This window comes from Terracoccus sp. 273MFTsu3.1 (assembly GCF_000383675.1).
Taxonomy (GTDB): domain Bacteria; phylum Actinomycetota; class Actinomycetes; order Actinomycetales; family Dermatophilaceae; genus Terrabacter.
This window is the reverse complement of record NZ_KB911822.1, coordinates 431,556-441,405: the sequence shown is the minus strand read 5'-3', so window position 1 is coordinate 441,405 and position 9,850 is coordinate 431,556. Positions and strand designations below refer to the sequence as shown.

General features: G+C 72.5%; 10 protein-coding genes and 1 tRNA gene. 6 read left to right on the top strand and 5 right to left on the bottom strand.

The genetic code is table 11. The features are described 5' to 3' along the window. Window positions 1–93 precede the first annotated feature (93 nt). The 4 genes from H283_RS24995 to H283_RS0112310 form a co-directional block, all read right to left on the bottom strand. Complete coding sequence (locus tag H283_RS24995; protein WP_156023149.1) at window positions 94–411, bottom strand: hypothetical protein; 318 nt, start codon at window positions 409–411, stop codon at window positions 94–96. Continuing rightward, window positions 404–820, bottom strand: a complete 417-nt coding sequence (gene fliS / locus H283_RS0112320) for a flagellar export chaperone FliS (protein WP_020143833.1) — start codon at window positions 818–820, stop codon at window positions 404–406. Before fliS ends, H283_RS24995 begins: the two co-directional genes overlap by 8 nt. An 11-nt stretch (window positions 821–831) precedes the next feature. After that, a complete protein-coding gene (gene fliD / locus H283_RS0112315) occupies window positions 832–2,244 on the bottom strand; it encodes a flagellar filament capping protein FliD (protein ID WP_020143832.1) in 1,413 nt (470 codons plus the stop codon). 123 nt (window positions 2,245–2,367) lie between these two features. Next, window positions 2,368–3,213: a flagellin gene (locus H283_RS0112310; RefSeq protein ID WP_020143831.1), complete on the bottom strand. Its 846-nt coding sequence runs from the start codon at window positions 3,211–3,213 to the stop codon at window positions 2,368–2,370. Window positions 3,214–3,463: 250 nt separating this feature from the next. On the opposite strand from H283_RS0112310, the gene H283_RS0112305 reads away from it, so the two are divergent. The 6 genes from H283_RS0112305 (at window position 3,464) to H283_RS0112285 (ending at window position 9,061) form a co-directional block, all read left to right on the top strand. Further along, a complete protein-coding gene (locus H283_RS0112305) occupies window positions 3,464–3,988 on the top strand; it encodes a flagellar protein FlgN (protein ID WP_020143830.1) in 525 nt (174 codons plus the stop codon). Between the two features lie 14 nt (window positions 3,989–4,002). Then, window positions 4,003–5,427 (top strand): flagellar hook-associated protein FlgK, encoded by a 1,425-nt coding sequence (gene flgK / locus H283_RS0112300; protein WP_020143829.1) that lies wholly within the window; start codon window positions 4,003–4,005, stop codon window positions 5,425–5,427. Window positions 5,428–5,430: 3 nt separating this feature from the next. Then, window positions 5,431–6,312 (top strand): flagellar hook-associated protein FlgL, encoded by an 882-nt coding sequence (flgL, locus tag H283_RS0112295; RefSeq protein WP_020143828.1) that lies wholly within the window; start codon window positions 5,431–5,433, stop codon window positions 6,310–6,312. After that, complete coding sequence (locus H283_RS0112290) at window positions 6,309–6,668, top strand: flagellar assembly protein FliW (protein ID WP_020143827.1); 360 nt, start codon at window positions 6,309–6,311, stop codon at window positions 6,666–6,668. Before flgL ends, H283_RS0112290 begins: the two co-directional genes overlap by 4 nt. A 69-nt stretch (window positions 6,669–6,737) precedes the next feature. Next, window positions 6,738–6,811, top strand: a tRNA-Gly gene (locus H283_RS27740). Between the two features lie 387 nt (window positions 6,812–7,198). Then, a complete protein-coding gene (locus H283_RS0112285) occupies window positions 7,199–9,061 on the top strand; it encodes an acyl-CoA dehydrogenase (RefSeq protein WP_020143826.1) in 1,863 nt (620 codons plus the stop codon). Window positions 9,062–9,192: 131 nt separating this feature from the next. Here the strand turns inward: H283_RS0112285 and H283_RS28450 are convergent, their stop codons facing one another. Continuing rightward, window positions 9,193–9,819 carry a CGNR zinc finger domain-containing protein gene (locus tag H283_RS28450; protein ID WP_020143825.1) on the bottom strand — a complete coding sequence of 209 codons (627 nt, stop codon included), beginning with the start codon at window positions 9,817–9,819 and terminating at the stop codon, window positions 9,193–9,195. Window positions 9,820–9,850: the final 31 nt, after the last annotated feature.

The window sequence follows — 9,850 nt, the reverse complement described above, 5'->3', positions numbered from 1 at the left end:
CTGCAGGACTCGCAAGGTGGGTGGCCGATCCCTGGCCTGACGCGGCGAGCAATCCGTGCTCGACGGGGACTATCGGCAGGTGTGTCGGAGGCGTTAGCCCTCGACGTCGACGAACCTCGGTGCCTGCGGCGGCGTCGACGGGAGCGCCCGCAGGGCGGTGAGGTGGTGCCCCACGGTGATGCGCAGCGCGTCGACGCGCTCGGCGACACGCGCCTGGGTCGCGGCGAGGGCGCGGGCCCGGTCGATGAGGTGGTCGGGGAGCGGCCCGAGGCCACGGGGCGGGACCCAGGTGCCGAGCTGGGCCGCCATGACGGCAGCCTCGGTGGGCGGGTGCGACTCCCCCAGCCCACGCTCGACGGCCGCGAGGTCCGCCTCGAGCCGGTCGAGCACGGTGTCCCACCGGTCAGCCAACGGCGTAGCCCGCCTGTGCGGAGCCGGCGACAGGCGCGTCGAGGAGAGCGGCCGCGTGCCACGCTTCCTGGAGGGGGGTGAGCAGCGCGATGGCCTCCCGGGTGCGCGCGACGTCGCGGTGGATGTTGGCGTTGACGAGCGCCATCCGGACGTACTCGTAGAGGCCGCGCAGGCCGTCTGCCCCGTCCCAGACGTCCGGGCGGAGCGTCGCCGACAGCTCGGCGACGATGTCCTGCGCGTGGAGCAGCTGCTCGTTCGCCGTCTGCCAGTCGGTGACCTCCTGGGCTGCCTCGGCGCGGCGCAGGTCGAGCAGGAGGCGGTCGTAGAGCATCGTCAGCAGTCGGGCGGGGCTCGCGGAGAGGATCGCGTCCCGGGCGTACTGCTGGCGCGCGTTGGCTGCACTGGTCACGCGTCGTGTCCTTACTTGGAGTTCTGCGAGAAGCTCGGGAGGCCGGCGATCTGGCTCGTGAGCCAGGACTGCTGCGACTTGAGGGTGCCCAGCGCGGTGTCCATGGCGTTGTAGATCGCGAGCAGGGCCGTACGCCGGTCGGCGAGGCGCTGGTCCCACGTGGCGATCCGCGTGCCGAGGTCGTCGGAGACCGACTGGCGGCCGGCGATGAGCTGGGAGAGGGACCCGCTGACGGGAGCGGACGCGTCCTTGGCCGCGGCGGCCACGCGACCCGCGATCTCCGACAGGGCCGCCCGCGTGGCGTCGGCGTCGGCGCTCAGCGCCGCGGTGAGCACGTCCTTGTCGAAGGTGATGCTGCCGTCGCGTTGAATCACGAGGCCGATCTGTGACGGCGAGCGACCGTCGCTCGTCGGCCGGTACGCCGCGTCCGTGACGGCGGCGGCGATGCGGCGGATGGTGGAGTCGCCGGTCAGCAGGCCGCCTCGGGCTGCGGACACGCCCCCGCCGGAGCCTGCCGTCGTCGTCACCCTGGCGTTGTCGGAGATGGCGCCGAGCACGTCGTTGACGGCGGAGACGAGGTCGCCGGCCTGCTTGGCGATGCCGGCCGTGTCGCCGGAGACGGTGACGGTGCTCGCCACCCCGACCGCAGCGGCGGTCGCGGTCACGGCGACGCCGGGGACGATGCCGGTGAAGGTGTTCGTGGCCGAGGTGACGACCTGCTCGGCCGCCGTACCGGCATACAGGAGCGCCTTGGCGTCCTGGGCGGGCGAGACGACGGCGGAACCCGGGCGGCTCATGAGGTCGGTTGCCGTGCCGCTGCTCACCTGGGCCGCCGTGCCCTCGTGGACGCTGAAGGCACCGCTCGCGCCCGAGCGCGTCGCGGTGAGCTGGAGCCGGTAGAGGGGCGCGCCTCCCGCGTCGGTGCCTGCACTGACCTTGAGAGCCTTCGCGGGGCCGCCGGAGGCGTTGACGGCGGCGACGACGTCGTCGATCGACGTGCTCGCCGGTGTCACCTCGGTCGCCGCCCCGGAGGCGTCGAGGAAGGTCAGGGGCACGGGTGCGCCACCGGGGTCCGTGGGCCAGGCGGCGAGCGGTGCGCTGACGGCGACCTGGGTGCGTGCCAGCTGGGTCACGGTGAGGTCGAAGGTGCCGGCGGTCGCGCTCGCTCCCGCGGAGGCCGTCAGACCGCCGGTGCTCGTCGTCGCCGTGAAGAGGTCGAGCCCGCCCGGTGCGGCCGCTTTCGTGGCGAGCGTGGCCAGCGCGGCAGTCTTCGTGTTGAGGGTCCGCAGGACGCCCATGAGGGTCTCCTGCTGGGACTGGGCCTGCTTGAGCTGCTGCTGCGGCAGCGCCTCGACGGCCATGAGCGAGTTGACGATCGAGGTGATGTCGAGCCCGCTTCCGAGCCCGTTGACCGAGACGGCCACGAGGGTCCTCCTTGGGTGCTGCGCGCGGCGCCCGTCGGGCGGGCGCGTGGTCGTGCGCCGCGGGGTGCCGATGGCGGCCGGGGTCGGGTTCCCCGGCCGCCGTCAGCTGGCCCCCCGGGCCTGTCAGCCGAGCAGCTTGAGGATGCCCTGGCCGGACTGGTTGGCCTGGGCGAGCATCGCCGTGCCGGCCTGCGAGAGGATGTTGGCCTTCGTGTAGTTGACCATCTCCTGCGCCATGTCGGTGTCGGTGATGTGCGACTGCGACGCCGCGAGGTTCTGCGCCGAGACGTTGGCGATGTTCATCGCGTGGTTGAGGCGGTTCTGCGCGGCACCGAGGTCGGCCCGGTTGCCCGAGACGGCCGTGATCGCGGTGTCGATCGCCGCGATCGTCGTCTGCGACGCAGCGTTCGTCGTGACGTCGAAGCCCGCACCGGCGGCCGTGCCGTCGGCCGACATCAGCGTGCCCGTCGAGGTGCCCACGTCGGCGAGCGCGACGGAGATGACGTCGTTGGTCGTGCCGCCGGCGCCGACCTGGAAGGACTTCGAGCCGCCCTTGAGCAGGTCGATGCTGTTGAAGTTGGTGCCGTTGGTGATGCGGTAGAGCTCGCGCGACAGGTCACCGGCCTCCTTGGTGATCGCGGTGCGCGAGGCGGTGTTGTTCGTGTCGTTGGCACCCTGCACCGCGAGGTCGCGCATGCGCTGCAGGATCGAGTGGACCTCGCCCAGCGCGCCGTCGGCGGTCTGGACCATGTTGATGCCGTCCTGGGCGTTGCGGGCGGCGACGCCGTAGCCGTTGACCTGCGACCGCAGACCCTCGGAGACGGTGAGACCAGCAGCGTCGTCGGCGGCGGTGTTGATGCGCAGACCGCTCGAGAGCTTGGCCATCGAGTTGGCCATGCTCGCCGAGGTGCGGCTGAGGTTCTGGTAGGCCTGCATGGCCGAAAGGTTGGTGTTGACGGTCAGAGCCATCGTCGTTCCTCCATGAAATGGGTGGGGGTCGTGCCGGGGCCCGTCCGTGGGCCCTCAGCAGCCCTTATCGGCAGGCCCTCCGGACGCGTTAGAGCGGGCCGTATGCCGTCTCGGCACCGTCCTCGGCACCGTCCTCGGGCGCGAGCCGTCGACGCACTCGCGGCTTAACGGCCACCCGCCGCTGCCGATAGTGGAGACTGACGGTGCGGTCCGCGCCGGTGCGTGACGTCTCTGGATGGGGGAAGTACGAGTGGATGGTGGAGCGGGGCGAGCGGGGGATGGTGCTCCCGGCACGACGGTCTCGGACCTGTCGGCCCGCCTCTGGTACGAGCGCGAGCTGCTCGACCTGTTGACCTTCAAGCTCGAGGAGGAGCAGCTGCTCCTGACCGCGGGCCGGACGCGCTGGGTCTCCCACGCGACCCGCGAGGTCGAGCAGGTGCTCGAGCGGCTGCAGGTCGCCGGGCTCGAGCGCGCCGCCGCCGCGGCCACGGTCGCGCACGAGTGGGGGCTGTCCGACGACGCGACGCTGCGTGACCTCGCGGAGGGCGCCGGCGACACCGTCTGGGGCGAGATCCTCGCGGCCCACCTGGCCGCCATGACCGACCAGACGGCCGTCATCCGGCAGCTGCGCGACGCCAACGCCCAGTTCCTCCGGGCGGCAGCACGGTCCACGCAGGAGACGCTCGCCACGACCGAGTCCCCTGCCTCGACGTACGACGCCCAGGGCCGACCGGCGGCGACGGACGACGCCCATCTCTTCGACCGCAGCCTCTGACCGGAAGGGTCCTGATGAGCACCTTCGGCCCTCTCGGCACGGCCTACCGCGGCCTGTCCGCGGCGCAGCAGGCGATGGATCTCGCAGGTCACAACGTCGCCAACGTCGGCACCGACGGCTACACCCGCCAGCGCATCGAGCAGTCCGCGATCGGGGCTCCGGGGCCCACCGGCCTCGGTGTCACCGGAGCGCAGGTCGGCCAGGGCGTCTCGGTCGACCGCATCGCCCGCCTCGGCGACGCCCTGCTCGACGCGTCGGTGCGGACCACGGCCGCGTCGGCCGGCTACACGGCGGCGCGCACGGCGGCATACGACCGCATCGAGGCGACGCTCGACGAGCCCGGAGACGACGGGCTCTCGTCGCGTCTCGCGGCGTTCTGGTCGGCGTGGCACGACGTGGCCAACCATCCCGGCGAGCCGGGCCCGGCAAGTGCGCTGCTGCACGCCGCGAGCTCCGTGGCGTCGATGCTGTCGAGCGGCCGGGCCGCCCTCGAGACCCAGTGGGACGACACCTCCACCGACGCGCGACGCATGGTCGCCTCGGTCAACGACGCCGCGGCGCAGGTCGCGGCCCTCAACCAGGACATCCGCTCGACCCTCGCCCGGGGCGGCTCGGCCAACGAGCTCATCGACAGCCGCGCCCGCCTGACCGAGACGATCGCGTCGCTCGCCGGGGCCTCCGTCAAGGACGAGGCCGACGGCACGGTGACCGTCTACCTCGGCGGCAACGCCCTCGTGCGAGGCGACACCGCTCGCTCGCTCGCGCTCTCGGGAGCCACGACGATGGCGGATGCGGCCACCTCCCCGACCCGGCTCGAGTGGGCCGACCGACCCGGCCTCGAGGTCGGGCTCGAGGGCGGCGCCATCGCCGGCGTGCTCTCGGTCCTCGCCCCGACCGCTGCCGGAGGCACCGGCGGGCCCATCGCCGAGGCCGCCGCGTCCTACGACGACGTCGCGCTCACCCTCGCCACGACGGTCAACACCGTCCACCGGGCCGGCCAGACCACGACCGGCGCCACCGGTCTCGACTTCTTCCGCCTCGACCCCTCGCAGCCCCCGGCCCGTGGCCTCACCGTCGTGCCGACCGGAGCCGGCGGCATCGCGACCGGCGCCGTCGGCGCCGGGGCCTTCGACGGCTCCACCGCCGACGCCATCGCCCGGCTCGCTGCCGGTCCCGGATCGGCCGACGCGCGCTGGGCCGCGTTCGTCACGACGACCGGCGGCGCGGCGCGTGCCGCCGGCCAGCAGTCCGCCATCGCCGGCAGTGCGGCGGCGAACGCCCGGCAGGCACAGCTGTCCGGGGCGTCGGTCAGCCTCGACGAGGAGAGCGTCAACCTCATGGCAGCCCAGCACGCCTACCAGGCCGCGGCGCGCGTCCTCACGGCCGTCGACGAAGCCCTCGACACCCTCATCAACCGCACCGGAATGGTAGGGCGCTGACCCATGCTCCGAGTGACCGACCAGTCGATGTCCCTCGCCGCGCAGCGTGCGCTCGGCGACCGGCAGTCGCGCCTGGCCTCCGCGCAGGCGACCGCCACCTCCGGCGCCCGCATCTCGCGTCCCTCCGACGATCCGGTCGGCACGGGCGAGGCCCTCCGGGTCCGCGCCGAGCTCGCCGCCCGCGGCCAGTACCAGCGCAACATCGACGACGGCACCGGCTGGCTCTCGACCATCGACTCGGCCCTCGCCGGCGCGACCGGTCTGCTCCAGCAGGCCCGGGACGCCGCCGTCCAGGGCGGGAACGGCTCGCTCACCCAAGCGGCTCGCGACGCGCTCGCGGCCGTCGTCGACGGGCTGCGGCACGACCTCGTGGGAGCGGCCAACACCCGCTACCTCGGTCGTAGCGTCTTCGCCGGCACGTCCGACGCCCCGTCGGCGTTCACCGACGGCACCCCACCCACCTACAACGGGGCTTCGGGGACCGTCACCCGCCGCATCGGCCCCGACGAGACCGTCGCCGTCGACACCGACGGCCGCACCGCCTTCGGGAGTGGCTCCATGTCCGCCTTCAGCGTCCTCGACGCCATCGCCGCCGACCTCCGCGCGGGGGTCGACCCGACCCCTCGACTCGCCGCCCTCGACGGCGCGATGACCACCGTCGTCGCGGCCCGCTCCGACGTCGGGAGCCGGCTGACCCAGCTCCAGCGTGCCGCGCAGGCGACGACGGAGGCCACGACGTCGCTCACCTCCCGTCGCACCGCCCTCGAGGACGTCGACCTCGGCCAGGCCGTGCTCGACCTCCAGCTCCAGCAGACCGCCTACCAAGCGGCCCTCGCCGTCACGGCGAAGGTCCTCCAGCCCAGCCTCACGGAGTTCCTGCGATGACCACCCTCGTCTTCGAGCAGCCCATGCCCGGCCTCGACCCGCACACCGTCTACGAGCTCGACGCCGTCGACGGGGCCGATGGCGTCTTCAGCCTCTGCCCGTCGGACGACCCCGACGTGCGGCTCTTCGTCCTCGAGGCCGCGCTCTACGCGCCGGCCTACTCCCCCGCGGTCGAGGGCGAGAGCGCGAGCATCGGTCTCGAGCCCGGTGACCCTGCGCGGATCCTCGTCGTGGCGACCCCTGGGCAGGGCGGCACGTCGGTCAACCTCGCCGCCCCGGTGCTCGTCAACGAGACCGACGGTCGTGCCGTGCAGGCGATCCTCGACGGTTGGGACCTCCGGGCACCGCTCGGCTGACGCCCACGGCGCGCCGAGCGCGTCGTTTGGACGACGCGCCCCGACTGTTGCTACGGTTGGCGACGCCTCGCAGGCGTAGTTCAGTAGCAGAACAGCCTTCTTCCAGAAGGAAGACGTACGTGCAATTCGTGCCGCCTGCTCCAGATGCGGAAGGGCCCGGTCACCGCGACCGGGCCCTTCTGCTGTCCGGTGGCCTGCCGCGCCCGAGCACGTGTGCCGTCCGAGCACGAATGCCGTGCGAGCACGTATGCCGTGCGGCCGGCGCCCGGGCCGCGGCCGACCTCCGGTGGCTCCGCCGTCAGCGCTCGTTGCCGAGCCGGTAGTTGCCGGTCGCCCGGGCGAGGGTGCGTGGCGCACGTGCCGGGCCGGACGGCATACGCCCCGGGGCCCCTCGTGGCGGAACCGTGACCTCTCCCCCTTGCGATCGTTACCCGTGAGTAGCATCATGGAAGTGACCGGCCAGTAACTTGGCGCGCCCGCCGACGACAGCGCGGACGCACGACGAGCGACAGAACGTGGAGGGTCCCCGGATGGGCCACTACAAGAGCAATGTGCGTGACCTCGAGTTCAACCTCTTCGAGGTCTTCAACCGTCAGGACGTCCTCGGCACCGGGATCTACGCCGACGTCGACGTCGACGCCGCCAAGGACATCCTCCGCGAGGTCTCGCGCCTCGCTGAGAACGAGCTGGCCGACAGCCTCCTCGACAGCGACCGCAACCCGCCCGTCTACGACCCGGCCAGCCAGTCGGTGACGATGCCGGAGTCGTTCAAGAAGTCCTTCAAGGCCTACGTCGACGGCGACTGGGGCAACCTCGACGTCCCCGCCGAGCTCGGCGGCATGGTCGTCCCGGCCTCGCTGCGCTGGTCGGTCGCCGAGATGGTCTGCGGCGCCAACCCGGCCATCCACATGTTCACCGCGAGCTACTCGTTCGCCAACCTGCTGTGGCACCTCGGCACCGACGACCAGAAGAAGCTCGCCAAGCACATCGTCGACCGGGCCTGGCACACGACGATGGTGCTCACCGAGCCCGACGCCGGCTCCGACGTCGGTGCGGGCCGCACCAAGGCCGTCCAGCAGCCCGACGGCACGTGGCACATCACGGGCGTCAAGCGGTTCATCACCTCTGCCGAGTCCGACATGGTCGACAACGTCGTGCACTTCGTCCTCGCCCGCCCCGAGGGGGCCGGGCCCGGCACGAAGGGCCTCTCCCTCTTCATCGTCCCGAAGTTCCACGTCGACCTCGAGACCGGCGAGCTGGGCGAGCGCAACGGCGCCCACGTGACCAACGTCGAGCACAAGATGGGCCTCAAGGTCTCGACGACGTGCGAGGTCACCTTCGGCGAGCACGAGCCGGCTGTCGGCACCCTCCTCGGCGACGTCCACGACGGCATCGCGCAGATGTTCAAGGTCATCGAGAACGCCCGGATGTTCGTCGGCACCAAGGCGATCGCCACGCTCTCGACCGGCTACCTCAACGCCCTCGAGTACGCCAAGGAGCGCGTCCAGGGCGCCGACCTGACGCAGATGACCGACAAGGCCGCCCCGCGGGTCACCATCACGCACCACCCCGACGTCCGCCGCTCGCTCATGCTCCAGAAGGCGTATGCAGAGGGCCTGCGCGCGCTCGTCATCTACACCGCGAGCCAGCAGGACGCCGTCAACCAGGCGCAGGCCGGCAACCCGGCCGCCCCGCTCGAGAAGGGGTCGGCGGCCGAGGTCGCCAACCGGATCAGCGACCTCATGCTGCCCCTCGTCAAGGGCCTCGGCTCCGAGCGCGCCTGGGTGCTGCTCGGCACCGAGTCGCTCCAGACCTACGGCGGCTCGGGCTTCCTGCAGGACTACCCCATCGAGCAGTACGTCCGCGACGCGAAGATCGACACCCTCTACGAGGGCACGACCGCCATCCAGGGACTCGACTTCTTCTTCCGCAAGATCGTCCGCGACAAGGGCCAGGCCCTGCAGCACGTCGCCGGACAGATTCAGGAGTTCGCGAAGGACCTCGGCGGCTCGCTCGACACCGAGCGCGAGCTGCTCGGTCGGGCCCTCGAGGACGTCCAGGGCATCGTCGGCCACATGATCGGCGACGCCATGAAGAGCGACCCGCGGATGGGCGGCGAGACGGCCAACCTCTACAAGGTCGGCCAGAACACGACTCGTCTGCTCCTCGCTGCCGGTGACCTCGTCGTCGGCTGGCTCCTGCTCCGTCAGGCCGAGGTCGCGCAGGCGGCCCTCGCCGGCGGCGCGTCCGGCAAGGACGCCGACTTCTACCGCGGCAAGGTCGCGGCGGCCTCCTTCTACGCCAAGAACGTCCTGCCGAAGCTCGCCGCCGAGCGCGCCATCGCCGAGGCCATCGACAACGACCTCATGGACGTGCCCGAGTCCGCGTTCTGACGCGCAGCACCCCTCACCTCGAGGCGCCCCTCCCCACGCGGGAGCGGGCGCCTCGTCGTTCCACGACGGCGTGCGTATGCCGTCCGGCCCGGTCACGGGAGTGACGCTGCGGTGTGCGGTGGTGCGGTCGGTCAGGAGGGGGCCGGGTCCCGGGACGCGTGCTGTCGAGCCGCCCAGGCCCGCGCCTTGGCCCGGTTGCCACAGACGGACATGATGCACCAGCGCCGTCGGCCGGACGGGTTGAGGAAGACCGCGCCGCACCCGTCCCCCGGGCAGGCAGAGACGTGCCCGCTCGCGTCGGACGTCAGCAGGGCCGCGGCGGCCTGCGCGACGGCATACAGCGGCTCGTGCAGCCCTGCGTCGCGCGTGAAGCGCCAGGTGACGGCATCCGCGGTGGCCGTGAGCGACTGGGACTGGCGGGCCTCGACGGCGAGCGTCGACACCCGCGCCAGGGCCGCACGCCGCCCGAGGCCGACGGCGAGGTCGTGGACGTCGCGGCGCAGCCTCCGCACCTCCCGGAGGACGGCGCCGGCCGTCACCCGGTCGCGTCGTGCCGACCGTCGGAGGCGGGCCGCCGCGACCTCGTCGACGAGGCCGCACTCCCGGGCCCAGACGACGAGGTCGTCGTAGTCGTGGAGGTGGTCGACCTGGTCGGTCGAGGTCCCGGACCAGCGCGCAAGGGTGTTGACGAGCTCGAGGGCCGGGTCGCCGGCGATGCGGAGCGGGAGCTCGCGCCCGTCGACGGCATACGTCTGCACGAGACGATCATGGCCCGCGACAGCTCACCCG

What these genes read in the sequence shown, in the direction of transcription:
- H283_RS0112310 (WP_020143831.1), bottom strand. Translation starts at nt 3,213, where the DNA reads ATGGCTCTGACCGTCAACACCAACCTTTCGGCCATGCAGGCCTACCAG.
- flgK (WP_020143829.1), top strand. Translation starts at nt 4,003, where the DNA reads ATGAGCACCTTCGGCCCTCTCGGCACGGCCTACCGCGGCCTGTCCGCG.
- H283_RS0112290 (WP_020143827.1), top strand. Translation starts at nt 6,309, where the DNA reads ATGACCACCCTCGTCTTCGAGCAGCCCATGCCCGGCCTCGACCCGCAC.
- flgL (WP_020143828.1), top strand. Translation starts at nt 5,431, where the DNA reads ATGCTCCGAGTGACCGACCAGTCGATGTCCCTCGCCGCGCAGCGTGCG.
- H283_RS0112285 (WP_020143826.1), top strand. Translation starts at nt 7,199, where the DNA reads ATGGGCCACTACAAGAGCAATGTGCGTGACCTCGAGTTCAACCTCTTC.